Annotated in this window: 17 protein-coding genes and 3 tRNA genes; 8 read left to right on the top strand and 12 right to left on the bottom strand. The window is 56.0% G+C overall.

Translation table 11 applies throughout. The features are described 5' to 3' along the window. Window positions 1-44: 44 nt before the first annotated feature. A complete protein-coding gene (locus AC007G_RS20400) occupies window positions 45-650 on the bottom strand; it encodes a glutathione S-transferase (protein ID WP_142630792.1) in 606 nt (201 codons plus the stop codon). 245 nt (window positions 651-895) lie between these two features. On the opposite strand from AC007G_RS20400, the gene AC007G_RS20395 reads away from it, so the two are divergent. Continuing rightward, on the top strand, window positions 896-1,801 hold the full coding sequence (locus tag AC007G_RS20395) for a LysR substrate-binding domain-containing protein (protein WP_047665019.1): 906 nt from the start codon (window positions 896-898) through the stop codon (window positions 1,799-1,801). Window positions 1,802-1,830: 29 nt separating this feature from the next. On the opposite strand, the gene AC007G_RS20390 is transcribed toward AC007G_RS20395, so the two are convergent. Then, the gene (locus tag AC007G_RS20390; protein WP_032699644.1) at window positions 1,831-2,736 is read right to left on the bottom strand and encodes a LysR family transcriptional regulator; all 906 of its coding nucleotides are present in this window, start codon (window positions 2,734-2,736) and stop codon (window positions 1,831-1,833) included. A gap of 102 nt (window positions 2,737-2,838) precedes the next feature. Between AC007G_RS20390 and AC007G_RS20385 the strand changes: the two genes are divergently transcribed. Then, a complete protein-coding gene (locus tag AC007G_RS20385) occupies window positions 2,839-3,156 on the top strand; it encodes a nuclear transport factor 2 family protein (protein ID WP_142630777.1) in 318 nt (105 codons plus the stop codon). Continuing rightward, a complete protein-coding gene (locus AC007G_RS20380; protein WP_142630776.1) occupies window positions 3,149-3,928 on the top strand; it encodes an SDR family oxidoreductase in 780 nt (259 codons plus the stop codon). Before AC007G_RS20385 ends, AC007G_RS20380 begins: the two co-directional genes overlap by 8 nt. 81 nt (window positions 3,929-4,009) lie before the next feature. Here AC007G_RS20380 and AC007G_RS20375 read toward each other — a convergent pair whose 3' ends face one another. Next, a complete protein-coding gene (locus AC007G_RS20375) occupies window positions 4,010-4,573 on the bottom strand; it encodes a DJ-1/PfpI family protein (RefSeq protein ID WP_085397442.1) in 564 nt (187 codons plus the stop codon). Between the two features lie 414 nt (window positions 4,574-4,987). Between AC007G_RS20375 and AC007G_RS20370 the strand changes: the two genes are divergently transcribed. Together AC007G_RS20370 and zigA are read left to right on the top strand one after the other, a co-directional pair. Next, window positions 4,988-5,770, top strand: coding sequence for a DUF3750 domain-containing protein (locus tag AC007G_RS20370; RefSeq protein WP_032687303.1), 783 nt, complete (start codon window positions 4,988-4,990; stop codon window positions 5,768-5,770). A gap of 195 nt (window positions 5,771-5,965) precedes the next feature. Next, window positions 5,966-7,189 (top strand): zinc metallochaperone GTPase ZigA, encoded by a 1,224-nt coding sequence (gene zigA / locus AC007G_RS20365; RefSeq protein ID WP_032699672.1) that lies wholly within the window; start codon window positions 5,966-5,968, stop codon window positions 7,187-7,189. Between the two features lie 237 nt (window positions 7,190-7,426). Here zigA and AC007G_RS20360 read toward each other — a convergent pair. The 6 genes from AC007G_RS20360 to AC007G_RS20335 form a co-directional block, all read right to left on the bottom strand. After that, a tRNA-Val gene (locus AC007G_RS20360) sits at window positions 7,427-7,503 on the bottom strand. Between the two features lie 4 nt (window positions 7,504-7,507). Next, window positions 7,508-7,584: transfer RNA gene (locus AC007G_RS20355), tRNA-Val, on the bottom strand. Window positions 7,585-7,588: 4 nt separating this feature from the next. Next, a tRNA-Val gene (locus tag AC007G_RS20350) sits at window positions 7,589-7,665 on the bottom strand. A gap of 290 nt (window positions 7,666-7,955) precedes the next feature. Beyond that, complete coding sequence (ydgU, locus tag AC007G_RS20345) at window positions 7,956-8,039, bottom strand: small membrane protein YdgU (RefSeq protein WP_099130681.1); 84 nt, start codon at window positions 8,037-8,039, stop codon at window positions 7,956-7,958. A 70-nt stretch (window positions 8,040-8,109) separates the two neighbouring features. Continuing rightward, on the bottom strand, window positions 8,110-8,586 hold the full coding sequence (gene asr, locus AC007G_RS20340; protein WP_072067799.1) for an acid resistance repetitive basic protein Asr: 477 nt from the start codon (window positions 8,584-8,586) through the stop codon (window positions 8,110-8,112). Between the two features lie 185 nt (window positions 8,587-8,771). Next, on the bottom strand, window positions 8,772-9,401 hold the full coding sequence (locus tag AC007G_RS20335; protein ID WP_032687374.1) for an NADPH-dependent F420 reductase: 630 nt from the start codon (window positions 9,399-9,401) through the stop codon (window positions 8,772-8,774). 107 nt (window positions 9,402-9,508) lie between these two features. Here AC007G_RS20335 and AC007G_RS20330 point away from each other — a divergent pair, with 107 nt between their 5' ends. Continuing rightward, window positions 9,509-10,402 carry a LysR family transcriptional regulator gene (locus tag AC007G_RS20330; protein ID WP_032687375.1) on the top strand — a complete coding sequence of 298 codons (894 nt, stop codon included), beginning with the start codon at window positions 9,509-9,511 and terminating at the stop codon, window positions 10,400-10,402. Between the two features lie 50 nt (window positions 10,403-10,452). Here AC007G_RS20330 and mdtK read toward each other — a convergent pair whose 3' ends face one another. Continuing rightward, entirely contained in the window at window positions 10,453-11,826 is a 1,374-nt protein-coding gene (gene mdtK / locus AC007G_RS20325) for an MdtK family multidrug efflux MATE transporter (protein ID WP_032687376.1), read from the bottom strand. A 229-nt stretch (window positions 11,827-12,055) separates the two neighbouring features. Between mdtK and AC007G_RS20320 the strand changes: the two genes are divergently transcribed. Continuing rightward, window positions 12,056-12,691 (top strand): riboflavin synthase subunit alpha, encoded by a 636-nt coding sequence (locus AC007G_RS20320; RefSeq protein WP_142630775.1) that lies wholly within the window; start codon window positions 12,056-12,058, stop codon window positions 12,689-12,691. A 65-nt stretch (window positions 12,692-12,756) separates the two neighbouring features. Here AC007G_RS20320 and cfa read toward each other — a convergent pair whose 3' ends face one another. Both cfa and punC read right to left on the bottom strand, forming a co-directional pair. Beyond that, window positions 12,757-13,905, bottom strand: coding sequence for a cyclopropane fatty acyl phospholipid synthase (gene cfa / locus AC007G_RS20315; protein WP_032687379.1), 1,149 nt, complete (start codon window positions 13,903-13,905; stop codon window positions 12,757-12,759). 295 nt (window positions 13,906-14,200) lie between these two features. Next, window positions 14,201-15,385: a purine nucleoside transporter PunC gene (gene punC, locus AC007G_RS20310; RefSeq protein WP_032687380.1), complete on the bottom strand. Its 1,185-nt coding sequence runs from the start codon at window positions 15,383-15,385 to the stop codon at window positions 14,201-14,203. Window positions 15,386-15,494: 109 nt separating this feature from the next. On the opposite strand from punC, the gene punR reads away from it, so the two are divergent. After that, on the top strand, window positions 15,495-16,406 hold the full coding sequence (gene punR / locus AC007G_RS20305; RefSeq protein WP_479466655.1) for a DNA-binding transcriptional activator PunR: 912 nt from the start codon (window positions 15,495-15,497) through the stop codon (window positions 16,404-16,406). The last annotated feature ends 9 nt before the right edge of the window (window positions 16,407-16,415 follow it).

Below are 16,415 nucleotides of genomic sequence, written 5' to 3'. Positions count from 1 at the left end.
AAAGGGGCCCTGTGCCCCCCATAAGTTTTCCGCTTTTCTATCGCTCAGGGCAGAGGAAACTGTTTAAAGGCCGGATGAGCTTCTGCTGTTTCGCTATGGGCGCGAATAGGGTGGAAGTCATGGGCCTTAACCACATCGGGGATCATCGCTTGAATAAAGGTCCATACCACGGCGCTGGTCACCGCGACCTGATCGAGACGCGTGTTGAGCGGGCGGTGTTCCAGCGCGGCGTTCCATTCCCGGCAGGCAGACAGCAGCTGCCAGGTGATGCGTTCAATCCACGGTTGATACTGTTTCTCTGGCGGCCGTAAGCGGTGCTCGTAAACATGCTGTACGGCTTTTTCGCTGGCCGCCAGAATCAACCCCAGGATCTGCAGATCTTCGGCCAGCGTAGGGCCGGCGACGGGGAGTAATTTACGCTGCATATCCGCCTGGGATTCGAAGTAATGGAGGATCAGCGTAGAGTCCATCAGTCGTACGGCGTTATCCAGAATCAGCGTAGGCGCCTTGACCACCGGATTGATTTTTGAGAAGGGCTCAACGGCACTAAACACCGACAGCGGCAGGTGTTCAAATTCGACACCGTACAGCGCCAGAGATACTGCGACGCGCCTCACATAAGGGGAGTCCAACATGCCAATGAGTTTCATCATGATTCCTGTTTTCCTGTCTCTGAAAGGAGAATACCTGGCCAATCAAGCTGCGCCAGGGAGGGATATCCCGGTTCGCTTTGCCCCTGGCCGCAGAGAGACATTACGCCAGATTGGCTATGACGAATATTACGCATTTCTTACCTGAGATGTCAGAATGGCTGACCGGTATTGTCGCCTGAGGTTTTCCCCCCTGGGCAATGGTAACGTTGACCTCCAGGAGCTGGAATATAAGGAGCTGCTTCATGTCGGATTACCCACCGATCGCCAGTTTACGAAGCTTTGAGGCCGTTGCCCGGCTTGGTAGCGTGACGCTGGCGGCGAAAGAGCTGCATGTCACCCATTCGGCGATCAGTCAGCAGATTAAAGTGCTGGAAGAGATGCTCGGCGTGAGATTGTTTACTCGTCACGGACGCGGGGTGCAGATTAATGAAGAGGGGCGACTGTATGCGATGCATGTCCGCGAGGCGCTGGAACATATCGCGGATGCGACTCGTCTGGTCCACGTTAAGCCGCGGACGACGACGTTAACCCTGGCCACGGTACCTTCTTTTGCCTGCCACTGGCTCTTGCCACGGCTGGATCGCTTTCGCGCCCGATATCCCCATATCACCTTGCGGCTGCTGGTCAGCCTGACGGTCACCAACATGCAACAGGAGGCGGTGGATATCGCCATTCGCATGGGGAAAGGTGACTGGGAAGGGCTGGAAAGCCGCTATATGTTTGCCGATGAGCTGATTGTGGTGGCTGCGCCGCATTATAACGGCGGCTCGCTGCCCGCGACGCCGCAAGAGGTGGCGGCCGGTAAGATTATATTTTCGATGGAATCCTGGAAAACCTGGTGTCTGAAGGCCGGACTGGAGCGGGAGATCGTCGCCGGCGGGCTCTGTATCAACGACTCGAATCTGGTCCTGGAAGCCGTTCGACTCGGCAATGGCATCGCGCTGGAGCGGCGCTCCCTGGTGCAGGGCGCTATCGACCGCGGAGAGCTGGTCCAGCTCACCGCCTGCTCTGCGCCTTATCCCTGGCCGTACTGGCTGGTCACCCCGCAGCAAAGTGAAAAGAAAGCCGAAGTCTCTGTGTTCATCGCCTGGCTTAATGAAGAACTTGCGGCCTGGCGCCAGCGGGAAGAGTTGCCGTCGCCGTTATAGCATTATTCTGGCGCTGGCAAAGGGTTCGCTCAACGGCTGGCGGACTGGGCAAATTCCCGCGCCAGCGCCAGAAACGCGGCCAGCCCGGCTGAGGGGTGGCGTCTACCGGGATAATACAGACACAGGCCGGGAAAAGGGGGCGTCCAGTCGTCCAGTAAACGAATGAGCCGGCCGGCCTGAATATCCTCGATGACATCCTGTTCAAGGAAGAAACCAATTCCCGCATGCTCCAGCACCGCAATCCGCGCCAGCGACGCCTCATCCAGCGTCAGCTGCCCGCGGACATCGACCTGCACCGTTTCTCCTTGCTTCTCAAGGTGCCAGCGATAGAGGGAACCATCGGGCAGACGCACCCGGATGCAGGGATGATTGAGCAGGTCTGCAGGGGTTTCAGGCCGCTTATGGTGCGAAAGATAATGTGCAGAAGCCACCACGGCATAGCGCTGAGGCTGGCCGAGGGACAGTGCGATCATATCCTCCGGTATCAGGCTGGCGACCCGTACGCCCATATCGAAGCCTTCCGCCACGATGTCGATCAGCCGGCCATCGGTGACGATATCCACCTGCATTTGCGGATAGCGGCGCAAAAACTCCAGTACCACCCGGGAGAGAAGCGCGCGGGCGGCAAACGGAGGCGTATTGATGCGCAGGACGCCAGAAGGGGTTTCACTGCGGGAGCGGACGACCTCAAGGGCCTGATGCACTCCCTGTAGCGACGGACCGATGTTATCTATAAACAGGCGGCCGGCGTCGGTGAGCCCCACGCTGCGAGTGGTCCGGTTAAATAAACGCACGCCCATTTCGGCTTCAAATTTAGCGATGATGTGGCTCAATGCGGTGGTCGATACCCCCAGTTCGATCGCCGCCGCACGAAAGGTCCCCCGTCGGGCGATGGCCATAACGGCATCTAAATCAGTCAGCGTGATTCGCGACATTATCCCATTTCCTTCATCATGGCATCCCGGTTTGTCCTGATTGTTTAAATTATAAAGGATTCTTAAAGTTAAGCCGTAGAGTTTAATCACGGGAGATTCACTATGCATATGCCATCAGCAGTGCAGGCCTTTTTTACGGCTGAAGATCTGGACAGCGTTGTCAGCGCCTTCACCCCGAATGCGGTGGTGAAGGATGAGGGGAATACCTACCGCGGGCGGCAGGCCATCCGGGAATGGCAGGTTGCCGCCAGACAAAAATATCAGTATGTCGCCGAACCCATTGAGGCGATCGCGCAGGGGGATAGGGTGAAGGTGCGCGCCAACGTCAGCGGAAATTTCCCCGGTAGCCCGGTCATTCCTTGCTATCTATTTCACCTGACGGCAGAGCAGATCGATGGGCTGGAGATCGGTGATGACTGATTTCCTGGCGCTGGAAGGAAAACGCGTACTGATTACCTCCGGAACCAAAGGGGCGGGGGCGGCAACCGTGGCGCTGTTCCGGCAGCTGGGGGCGCGAGTGTTAACCTGCGCTCGCCATCAGCCGGACGCTGCTGTTGATGCGCTATTTGTGACGGCGGATCTCTCCACGGCGAGCGGGTGCGCTGTGCTGGCCACTGCGGTGCAGGAGCAGTTGGGCGGTGTGGATATTATCGTTCATATGCTGGGCGGTTCTTCGTCCCCGGCGGGCGGGTTTGCCGCGCTGAGCGATGCGCTGTGGCAACAGGAGCTGGATCTCAACCTGTTCCCTGTGCTCAGGCTGGATCGGTTACTGCTTCCCTCGATGCTCAACAGCGGGAAGGGGGTGATTATCCACGTCTCTTCAATCCAAAGAAAGATGCCGCTGCCGGAGTCAACCACGGCCTACGCTGCGGCAAAAGCCGCGCTGTCCACCTACAGTAAAAGCCTGTCGAAAGAGCTCTCCCCCAGGGGCGTTCGTGTTCTGAGCGTGGCGCCCGGCTGGATTGAAACCGAGGCGGCGGTCAGATTTGCGCAGCGGCTTGCGCAGCAGGAGGGGGTCGATTATGCGCAAGGCAAACAAATCATCATGGATTCATTAGGCGGAATTCCGCTGGGCCGTCCGGCACAACCCGAAGAGGTGGCCAACCTGATTGCGTTTTTAGCCTCCGACCGGGCGGCGTCGATAACCGGCGCGGAATACGTTATCGATGGCGGAACCGTGCCGACGGTTTAACCATCCAGACTAGCCCTCGGTAAGGACCGTCAGCTGGACGGTCCGCCGTTGTCGTTTTATTAGTCGGTGATGCAACGTTTACTACTGCAACACTTCAGCAAATTTCGCCAGCCATTGCGGATGCGCGGGCCACGCAGGGGCGGTAACCAGGTTGCCGTCGACGTGTGCCTGATCGATACCAATGTCGGCATAATGCCCGCCGCTGAGCCGTACTTCCGGCGCGCAGGCCGGGTAGGCGCTACAGGTCCGGCCTTTCAGGATTCCGGCGGCGGCCAGGAGCTGCGGGCCGTGGCAGACGGCGGCAATGGGTTTGTGCGCCGCGTCAAATGCCTGAACCAGTTTAAGCACCTCATCATTCAAACGCAGATATTCCGGCGCTCGTCCTCCGGGGATCAGCAGGGCGTCATAATCCTGTTCTTTAACTGCGGCAAAGTCGGCGTTGAGGACAAAGCGGTGTCCGGGTTTCTCACTGTAGGTCTGGGCACCGTCAAAATCATGGATCGCCGTCATGATATAGTCGCCTTTGTGCTTATCCGGGCAAACCGCGTCAACCTGATGACCAATCATCTGCAAGGCCTGAAACGGCACCATGGTTTCATAATCTTCGGCATAATCGCCGACCAGCATCAGTATTTTTTTGCTCATCTTGATTGTTCCTCAGGGAATAAAGATGCCTAAGGTATAGCCCAGGGGGGGAGGGAATGCGAACCGCAAGTGGTGTTGTGGGCACTGATACCGCGGCATTTTCGCCTTTGGTCTGCTTTTTGAGAGCGCGCGGGTCTTTGCCAGAGTCGACTCTCGTCGACGATAAGGGATTGCCGACCTGTGATGATGAGCAGGGCAAAGAAGTACTGCAACGTCTGGCCGATCCCGAAACGATAATGGCGTGAAATCTTACGGCAAATCGCGTGCCTGTAGTGAATTGACAGGGTCTACAGGCTGCAAGTTCTCATTACTGTAGGCATTCTTGATGATGATTGGCGCGTTTTATATTGCTGCCCGGCCCCGTCAGGACAATAATCGCCCATACGGATGTCTCCTTTCTGAATACAGGCCGCCATGATCATAAAAATCGTTTGTCTGAGCCTTCTTTGCATCATCCTGCTCTCCCTTGGCGCCAGCCTGGCCCAGGCGATGTATCAGCGGGAGCTACGCTCGCAGGAAGGCTGGTGGTCCGCTCGTCGTGACTCCGCTGGCCTGGCGCCTGACCCCCAGCAAAACGCCCGCCTGGCCATTGTGCAGGTCTACGCTGCGCCGACCTGGGGATGGAAAGGTGTGGTGGCGGTGCATCCCTGGATTATCTATAAACGAGCTGGGGAAACGGAATATAACCGCTACGAAGTGATTAGCTGGGGAGGCGGGGAGAAGGTGCGCCATAATAGCAATCCGCCGGATGGCTACTGGTTCGGCGCGAAACCTCGTTTACTGGTAGAGCACCGGGGAGCGGAGGCCGAGGCTATGATCCCGCAGATTGTTGCGGCAATTGCCTCCTATCCGTGGCCGGATACTTATCACGCCTGGCCAGGCCCTAACAGTAATACCTTTCTGGCCCATATTGGACGCGAGGTGCCCGCGCTCAAACTGGATCTGCCCGCCAACGCGGTGGGGAAAGATTTTCGCTCGCTGCTGAATCCCATTGGTCTACCGCCCTCCGGGCGCGGGGTCCAGGTGTCGGTGCTGGGTATCGCCGGCGTAACGCTGGGGGCTGAAGAGGGATTTGAACTCAACATGCTGGGGCTGAACGTCGGCCTGGATTTCACACCGCTACGTATCCGTCTGCCGTTTATTGGCGGGCTGGGCCATAACAATTTGCCTGGTGACGCAGCGGAACACTCGCGGTAAATGGCATCGCGCCTCTCCTGCAGTTAAGCCATCATGGCTTATAGCCTCTGCACATTTCTCCTCCATGTGGCCGGAAAGGTCGATATTGGCATTTTAATTGTTATGTTATAGCATAACAATTAAATACTGTGGCCATGCTTAGCAGGCCGAAACCAGTGTACCAATGACAAATGAAGTACGAGGAGATAAAAGACAATGTCCGGAACCAGCGTAGCAACACAGGGCGACAAGCGCCTACCGGTGACCGTTCTGTCCGGTTTTCTGGGGGCCGGGAAAACGACCCTGCTCAACCATATTCTGCACAACCGGGAGGGCAGGCGCGTTGCGGTTATCGTCAATGATATGTCGGAGGTCAATATTGATGCCGCTCTGGTCAGGGAAGGGGGCGCTGAACTTTCACGTACCGATGAAAAACTGGTTGAAATGAGTAACGGCTGCATCTGCTGCACCCTGCGGGAAGATCTCCTGCTGGAAGTTAATCGCCTGGCGAAAGAAGGGCGCTTTGATCAGCTGGTTATCGAGTCTACCGGGATTTCTGAACCGCTTCCGGTTGCTGAAACCTTTACCTTCGCCGGCGATGACGGGCAAAGTCTTTCAACCGTGGCGCGTCTTGATACCATGGTTACCGTCGTAGATGCCTTCAATTTTTTGCGGGATTATGACTCTGCGGATAGCATCCGCTCACGCGGGGAATCACTGGGCGAAGGTGATGAGCGTAGCGTGGTCGATTTGCTCATTGAGCAGATTGAATTCTGCGATGTGCTGGTCCTGAACAAAGTCGATCTGATCGATGACGGGCAACAAGAAAAGCTGATGGCTATTTTGCGTTCGCTTAATCCGCGGGCAAAAATGGTGGTCTCCCGGTTTGGTCAGGTCGCGCTGGATAAGGTGCTGAATACCGGACTGTTTGATTTTGATAATGCCGCACAGGCACCGGGCTGGCTGAAGGAACTGCGCGGCGAACATACGCCGGAAACAGAGGAGTATGGGATTAGCAGCTTCGTATTTCGCGCCCGTCGGCCTTTCCATCCGGCTCGATTCTGCCAGGTGATGGCGCATGAACTGGCTGGTGTGGTCAGATCGAAAGGGTATTTTTGGTTGGCCAGTCGTGCGGAATTTGCCGGTGCCTGGTCACAGGCGGGTGGCGTGGCGCGTCAGGAACTGGGGGGAAGGTGGTGGGCAAGTGTCCCCAGAGAACGTTGGCCTGAGGATGATGAGTCGCTGAAATTTATCCTGGCAAACTGGATGGATGGCGTGGGCGATGCCCGGCAGGAACTGGTGTTTATCGGAATGAATATGGATGAATCAGCGCTGCGCGCCCGGCTGGCTTCCGCTTTGCTTACGGACGAAGAAATGGCGGAAGGTCCGGGCGAATGGCGTCACTATCCCGACCCGCTTGCGCCCTGGTTTGCCGCATGAGTCAACGGAAGAGACCCGATAAAAGCCGGCCCTTCATCTCGTTGCAATAGCTCTGCAGCTAAAAACGCGTGTGCGGGACTGTTTGATGCTGCGTGGCAAGCTGGCGTTAATTCCTGTTACAGGAACCGCATGGATAAGCGCAAAGGGAAGAACGGGTATTATACCGGGAGAAATGTGCGAAATTCACGCACCGTTCGATAACCTACAGACTGTTGCTGATGTCTGCGGAATAAAGAATGGTGCGTCCGAGTGGACTCGAACCACCGACCCCCACCATGTCAAGGTGGTGCTCTAACCAACTGAGCTACGGACGCATTATGGTGCGTTTAATTGGACTCGAACCAACGACCCCCACCATGTCAAGGTGGTGCTCTAACCAACTGAGCTATAAACGCATTATGGTGCGTTCAATTGGACTCGAACCAACGACCCCCACCATGTCAAGGTGGTGCTCTAACCAACTGAGCTATGAACGCAATGTTGTGGTGACAACGGGGACGCATATTAGCGATCGGATGGGGTTGTGGCAAGAGGCAAACGTCACTTTTCTTTCAGATCTCACGCGATTGCGGAAGTTTTACGCATATTGTTCATATTTTACTGATGCTAAAGGATATTTCTTATCCAGCTGCCTTTGTCTCGCTGCGGCGTCGTTCCTGACGCGGCGCGAAGCGAGGCGTGGCGAAGTTGCCGGAAGAGAGAATGAGTGATTTGTCAGACGAACGGTGCAAGAGGCGTCGTAGACGCTGGTACCGGAAAGGTGTGATTACCTGAAAATAAGGCGAAGGGTAAAAAGCGCGCAGAGGACTAACAGGATCAGAATAAGCTCAAAACGATAGCGTTGCAGCATAGTGGCTTCCTGAAATAAAACCGGCGCTGAAGCAGCGCCGGTTTATGATTAACTCAACTTAGCGGAAGAATTAAGCAGCCGGTTGTGCAGCCGGTTTAGCGGCCTGATGTTTAGTGGTTTTGTGGTGTTTTTTTGCTGCCTGAGCTTTCTGCGCTACCGGTTTAGCCGCGGCTTTGTGGTGCTTTTTCGCGGCCTGGGCTTTCTGAGCAGCGGGTTTGGTTGCCGCTTTGTGGTGTTTTTTCGCGGCCTGGGCTTTCTGCTCAGCGGCTGGTTTAGCAGCAGCTTTGTGGTGTTTTTTTGCGGCCTGAGCTTTCTGTTCAGCGGCTGGTTTGGCGGCGGCTTTGTGGTGTTTTTTCGCGGCCTGAGCTTTCTGTTCAGCGGCTGGTTTGGCAGCGGCTTTGTGGTGTTTTTTATGATGGGTGGTCTTGGCAGTGGTGCTGTGAGTTGCAGCAGCCGGAGCCTGAGTGGTGCTTACTGCGTCAGCAGCGAAAGCAGCAGAAGACAGACCCATAGCAGCGGCAACGACCAGAGCTAATACTTTTTTCATTCTGATATCCTCGAAATTGTTTCTTCAGTTAACCCCACTGCGGGGCTGTTGAAATTACTATAAGTTTTTCTTTCTCAGGCTTCAGTGAGTGTTTGGTATCGGCGAGTAACGGAATGTACAACGCGCAGGGCGGGCGAAAAGCAGGATGCTCCGCCAACGGAGTCAGCGTCGGCGGAGGGGGGCGGTTAGCGATGCGGTGTATGGGACAAGGTCGTGAGCAGCGTCGGGCGGGTCATTCGTACGCAATAGGCGGGCTGGCCGCGTTCAAAACGCCATCCTTCGGACAGTGGTCCGGCGTCGACGGTGTCAAAGCCAAACGCCTCGTACAGCGCGGCGGCGATCGCTTTTCCTTTTTCACTATCGCCTGCTAACGGCAGCGCCCGACGATTTTCCGCCCCCGCGGGCAGTCCATCGCTTTCCAGTTGGGTCATGGGAATAGCGTTAAACGCTTTGGTGACGGTTGCGGCAGGCAGGATCTGGGCGAGCAATTCGCTGGTCGTGGTCTCTCCTGACTCCAGCGCCTCGATCGGGCCGTCACGCTCGGGATAGTAATTCACTGCATCAATGACATGTTTATCCTTAATGCCGGCAACCGGCAGCGAATGGATAGCGCTGAGCGGCACGGCAATGACCACCACCTCGCCAAATTCGGCAGCGTCCTCTGCGCTACCGACCTGACAGCCAATCATCGGACCCAGGCTGAAAAGAGTCTGGGGCCCCCGTGAGTTACTCAACATGACATCGTGACCGGCGGCAAGCGCCAGCTTCGCGATAGACCGGCCAACGAATCCGGCGCCAATAATGCCAATCTTCATTTTCAACTCCTTACCAATGATCTGATAGTGTCGATAAATTTAATTCCATCTCTGCAGAAGATAAATCGTAAGATAGTGGAATGATAAACAACTCAAATGAGTGAATCATGGACCAGCTCACCAGTATCAGGGTTTTCGTGAAGGCGGCTGAAACGGGGTCGTTTGCCGCCGCTGCCGGACAGCTGCGACTCTCGCCGCAGATGGTCGCCCGACACGTGGCAGCGCTTGAGGCGCACCTGGGCACTTCATTAATCGCCCGCACCACGCGCCGACAGACGCTCACCGATATCGGGCGTAGCTATTATGAACGCTGCCGGGTAGTACTGGCTGAGATCGCGGAGGCGGATGCGGTGGCGCAGGAGATGAAAGCGACACCTTCAGGCATCATCCGGGTGAATGCGCCGGTCACTTTTGGTTCACATGCGCTCGCAGCCTTTATTACCGACTATCTTGCCCGCTACCCTGACGTTCAGGTTGAACTGACGTTGAGCGACCGCATTGTCGACCCGATAGAAGAGGAGTTTGAGGTGATCGTGCGCATCGGTGAGCTGGCCGACAGCTCGATGGTTGCATGGCCTCTGCTGCCATACCGGCTGATTGCCTGCGCGTCACCCGACTATATTTTGCGCCACGGCGAACCGCAGACGCCGACCGATCTTCAACATCACGCGTGCCTGGTGTATGGACACTGGTCGGCGGGCAGCGCCTGCCGGTGGCAATTTGAGAAACAGGGGGCCATGTTCGAGATCAAACCCTCCGGGCGGTTCCGCGCGAATGACTGGAAGGCGCTGATGAATGCGGCCATTGCCGGACACGGTATTACCCTCGGGCCGGAAGATGTGTTGAAAACCGAAGTGGAGCGGGGGAGCCTGGTGCAGGTATTAGCCGGATTCTCAGGACCGGCGCGGCCCATGCATATTCTGGTGCCGGCCGGACGTCGGCGGACGACGAAAATTAAATGTTTTGTTGACGCCTTAAGAACCGCGCTGGGCCCGCGCTGAATCCCTACGACGGTGAGGAGCGGCACCCTGGGAACAGGTGCCGCTGTGCGTTAGCGCGCCGCGCGTTGCAAAATCACGCTGGACGGTTGACGCTGCAGGAAACGCATCCGCAGCATCATCATCACTGCTGCCGAGGTGAGCCCGATAATAAATCCGCACCAGAAACCGGCGGGCCCCATACGCGGAACAAGCGTATCGGTTAAGGCCAGCAGGTAGCCGCTCGGCAGTCCCAGCACCCAGTACGCGGTAAACGTAATAAAGAAGATCGAACGCGTATCTTTATATCCGCGCAGAATCCCGCTACCAATCACCTGTACGGAGTCGGAGATCTGATATATCGCGGCCAGCAGCATCAGCTGAGAAGCCAGCAGGACCACTTCCGGATTGTCGTTATACAGCAGGGCAATTTGCTTACGCATCAGGATGGTGAAAATCGCCGTGATCACCGCCATGCAGACGCCAACGCCAACCCCGGTTCTGGCGGAAACCTGCGCATCGAGGGTGGAACCCTGCCCAAGACGGAAGCCGACGCGGATGGTGACCGCTGCCGCCAGCGAGAGGGGTAAAACGAACATCAGCGAACTGAAGTTCAGGGCTATCTGATGGCCCGCGACGTCCACAATCCCCAGTGGAGAAACCAGCAGCGCAACGACCGCAAACAGAGTGACTTCAAAAAACAGCGCCAGCGCAATTGGCAGCCCAAGCTGCACCAGACGTTTAAGCACGCTGAAGTCCGGTCCGCTGAAGCCTTCATCGCTACGGATATCGCGCATAGAGCGGGCGCGACGTACCCAGGAGATCATACAGAAGAACATCACCCAGTAAACGGATGCCGTCGCCACGCCGCAGCCGATGCCGCCCAGTTCAGGCATGCCAAAGTGGCCGTAGATAAAGATATAGTTAACGGGAATATTGACCAGCAGGCCGATAAATCCCATTACCATCCCCGGTTTGGTTTTCGCAAGGCCTTCACACTGGTTACGTGCGACCTGGAAGAAGAGATAGCCGGGGGCGCCCCACAGCAGCGCGCGCAGGTAGCCTACCGCTTTTTCGGCGAGGGCCGGGTCAATATTGTGCATCGAGCTGATGATGTACCCGGCGTTCCACAGCACGACCATGACCAGCAGCGAAACGAATCCCGCCAGCCAGAACCCCTGACGAATCTGATGGGCAATGCGGTCGCGGCGACCGGAGCCATTTAGCTGTGCGATAACCGGCGTCAGCGCCAGCAGCAGACCGTGGCCAAAGAGAATTGCCGGGAGCCAGATAGAGGTCCCAATCGCGACGGCTGCCATATCGGTGGCGCTATAGCCACCCGCCATCACGGTATCGACAAAGCCCATGGAGGTCTGGGCGACCTGTGCCAGGATCACAGGAATGGCCAGTGCTAATAACTGACGCGCTTCAATAAAATACTTCTGCACGTGAACACCTTTATATTGTTGTTATTTTGAGACTAAAAAAGCCGCCGTAAATGGCAGCAAGAAGAAAGAGCAGAGGGATTTTCCAGTCTATTGTAGCGAGGATGCGCCATTAAGCCAGTGAAAAAATGGTAGGGCACGATGCGCGCTGGCAACCTGTTTTGCCAACTGGTATTGTTCCCGACAGGTATAACGGTAATGATACCGTCACGAAAGTCTACAGGAGTAAAGCATGTTTACAGGCATTGTGCAGGGGACCGCTAAAGTGGTGTCCATCGATGAAAAACCCAATTTTCGCACCCATGTGGTGGAGCTGCCTGAGCATATGCTTGCCGGCATCGAAACCGGGGCATCGGTGGCGCACAATGGTTGCTGCCTGACAGTCACCGAAATTGACGGCCCGCGCATCAGTTTTGACCTGATGAAAGAGACGCTGCGTATTACCAACCTTGGCGCTGTAGAGGTGGGGGATGTGTTGAACGTGGAACGAGCGGCAAAATTCAGCGATGAGATCGGCGGCCATCTGATGTCCGGCCACATTATGACCACGGCGGAAATCGTCAAGATCCTGACCTCGGAAAATAATCGCCAGATCTGGTTTAAGGTTCAGGACCCGACGCTGATGAAATATATCCTCTATAAAGGATTTATCGGCGTTGACGGCATCAGTCTGACGGTCGGTGAAGTGACCCCGACGCGTTTTTGCGTGCATTTGATCCCGGAAACGCTGCAGCGCACCACGCTTGGCATTAAAAAACTCGGCGATCGGGTGAATATCGAGATCGACCCGCAAACGCAGGCGGTAGTCGATACCGTGGAACGCGTGCTGGCAGCGAAAGAAGCGGCACAACAGCTGAGCGATGAATGATCGGCCGCTGCTGTTGGATGAAGAAGGAAAGAAAAGAATATCCCCCGTGTTAACGGGGGATATTTTTAGCGGGCCACGCGAAGGCCGTTTTCCACACCGCGAGAAAAGACCACCTGCCAGAGCTGAATATCGCGCGCGCGAAAAGCCCCCGCGCAGGCGTTCAGATAATAACTAAACATACGTTTAAAACGTTCCGAATAGTTATCGGCGATATCGGGCCAGCTGGCCAGGAAACGTTCGTACCAGGCCATCAGCGTCGTATCGTAATCGGCGCCGATATTGTGCCAGTCTTCCATCACGAAATGGGATTCGCTGGCTTGCGCGATATGACGAACCGAAGGCAGACAACCGTTGGGGAAAATATATTTATTGATCCACGGATCGACGCTGTGGTCCGTTTTTTTGGAGCCAATGGTGTGTAATAAAAAACGACCGTCAGGTTTTAAATTACGATCCACCACTTCAAAATAGGTGGCGTAATTTTTAGGTCCCACGTGTTCAAACATCCCGACGGAAACAATGCGATCAAACTGGTCATGCAGGTCACGGTAGTCCTGCAGCAAAATGGTAACGTCTAACCCTTCGCATCTCTGTTGGGCCATTTTTTGCTGCTCGGCGGAAATGGTCACGCCGACTACGCTAACGTGATAATTTTTGGCCATATAGTAAGCCAGACCACCCCAGCCGCAGCCAATATCCAGCACCCGCATCCCCGGTTCCAGCTGCAGTTTGCGGCAAATAAGATCTAATTTTGCCACCTGCGCCTCTTCCAGCGATTGCGCCTCTTTCCAGTACGCGCAGGAATATTGCATATAGGGGTCGAGCATCCGGCTGAAAAGATCGTTGCCCAGGTCGTAATGTTCTTTGCCGACAATCCAGGAGCGCTTTTTACTTTGTAGATTGAACAGGCGAGCGCCTGCGATGCGAAGCGTATCTTTCAGATGGTGAGGGAGCTGATTTTCCAGCCCGGCACGGAGTACTTTATGGAAGAATATATCCAGCCGTTCGCAATCCCACCAGCCGTCCATATAACTCTCACCTAACCCCAGCGACCCTTCCTGTAAAACACGTTTAAAGAAGAGCGGATTGTTAATCCGCAGATCGGAGGGTGCGGTGCCATTAACCTCAATGCCCGCGCGACCGAGCAATTCGGTTGCAATTCGGTACCAGTCGTCGTTTGGTACGCTTACTTCTTCTATACACGATGAACTCATAGCTTCTCCATCACGCCCAAGTGATCAGAACCTTAAAACAGCGTAGACGCTTTTTTGGCTTTGTGAGAAATCTCACGGAATATCCGTGAAGCTGCTATCCGACGTAGAACAGAGGAAGGGCGATAACCCTTGCCGAAAGGCCTTCCATGGTGAAACGGGATGCATCCTGCTCCCGTTAATCTTAAAAAATATTTTATTTATGTGAAGCCGGTTCAGTATAGGCCGCTGAAATCAGGCTTTCAATAAAAATATATTAGCAGGCTAATTACTGAGCCTTAACATCACTGAAACGCGTTTATGCATGAGACGATTCGGTAGTCAGGCAAACGCTGTGACGCTGCATAAAATAACCCAGCCCGGCCAGCACGATAGAGACCAGCATCACGCTGGTGGTAGTGAGCAGCGGCGTGGCAATCAGCGCGGAAACCAGCAGACTGGTCAGGAAGCACAGACCAAGCTGCAGCGTGTTCTGCAGCGCGGCGGCACGACCGGTCGCCTGCGGGAACGGCTTCAGCGCCTGGGCGACAACAATCGGGTAGATCCCGCCATTGACAATGGCCATCACGCAGAAGGGAATCATCACCGCAATAATTGAGACATCTTCAACCAGACCAACCATCCAGGTGGCAGCCACGCTGACGGCGAAAATCACCAGCAGCCAGGGCAGCAGCTGTTGGCCTTGCCATTTCTGCAGCGCCGCGCGGCATCCATAGCCACCGATTAAAAAGGCGATTGTCTGCGGAACATAGCTAAGACCGATAGCGGTCGGGCTGTAGCCCATCTCATGGAGAATAAACGGCGACCCGGTTAACCAGGCAAAAAAGCTGGCGGAGCAGGCGGCGTAAATCAGCACGTTGCCGCTGTATTCGCGCGAGCGCAGCAGCGTCAGAAAGGTCAGCTTCTCGCGGACGTCACCCTGCGGCCTGACGACCGGCTTCAGGCGCAGGGCGGGCACCATCAGCAGCAGGGCGATGGCAAAAAGGGTGGCAAAAATGGCCTGCCATTCCAGATGGGCAAGCAGCCAGCTGCCGAGCAACGGCGCCAGAGCCGGCGATAAACCCACCAGCGGCATAATGGTGGCGAAAATACGGTTAGTGCGCTGAGCTGGATAATAATCGGTGACCATCGCCTGCCAGGTCACCGCCGCCGCGCAGACGCCGATCGCCTGGATAAAGCGCAGCACCAGCATCAGAGTGGCGTCACGCACCCACAGCATTCCCAGACAGCTGATAGCGAAGATCGCCAGCCCGGTTAGCAGAATCGGTTTACGTCCGTAGCGGTCCGAGAGCGGGCCCCAGAACAGCTGCCCGATGGCGAAGCCGGCGAGGAACAGGCTCAGACTGGCGCTGACCGACGCTGCAGAAGTATTGAGATCTTGCTGGATGGCCGAAAAGGCCGGCAGATACATGTCGGTAGCGAGGAAACCCAGCACGCTGAGTCCCGCCAGCCACACTAAAAATCCTTTCCCGGGTTGTTGCATAACATTCTCTTATAGATGCAGGTATGATGCCGCAGAGTGTAGGGAGTGCATTCTGGCTTGTGAAACGCTAATATTTGCTACATGCGTTCAAAATTTTTGCAGGCAGAATATGTGGTCCGAATACTCACTCGAAGTTGTTGATGCTGTCGCCCGCAACGGCAGCTTTAGCGCCGCGGCGCAGGAGCTGCACCGCGTACCTTCGGCGGTCAGTTATACCGTACGTCAGCTGGAGGAGTGGCTGGCGGTACCGCTTTTTGAACGCCGCCATCGCGATGTCGAATTGACCACCGCCGGGCTCTGGTTTTTACAGGAAGGACGATCTGTTATCAAAAAAATGCAGATCACCCGCCAGCAGTGTCAGCAGATAGCCAACGGCTGGCGTGGTCAGCTGTCGATAGCCGTGGATGACATTGTTAAACCGGCCCGTATGCGCCAGATGATTGTTGATTTTTATCGTCACTTTCCCGATGTCGAGCTGATTGTTTTTCAGGAGGTTTTCAACGGTGTCTGGGACGCGCTGGCCGACGGACGCGTGGAACTGGCTATCGGGGCAACCCGTTCGATTCCGGTGGGGGGACGCTACGCCTTTCGCGATATGGGGATGTTGAGCTGGCATTGCGTGGTGGCGAGCCATCATCCTCTGGCGCAGATGAGCGGGCCGCTCAGCGATGATGTGTTGCGCAACTGGCCGTCGCTGGTCAGGGAGGACACCTCCCGCTCGCTACCAAAACGCACGACCTGGCTACTGGACAATCAGAAAAGGGTGGTGGTGCCGGACTGGGAATCCTCGGCCACCTGCCTCTCGGCGGGATTGTGCGTAGGGATGGTGCCGAGCCATTTTGCTCGCCCGTGGATTGACCGCGGTGAATGGACCGCGCTGGCGCTGGAAAACCCGTTCCCGGACGCCGCGTGCTGCCTGACCTGGCAGCAGAGCGACACGTCACCGGCGCTGTCGTGGCTACTGGATTATCTGGGGGACAGTGAAACGTTAAACCGGGAGTGGCTGCGGGCGCCGGAGTAACCGGCGCCG

This window comes from Klebsiella sp. CSG-1, assembly GCF_056521145.1.
The sequence above is the reverse complement of the archived record's forward strand: the minus strand, read 5'-3'. Positions and strand labels throughout refer to the sequence as shown.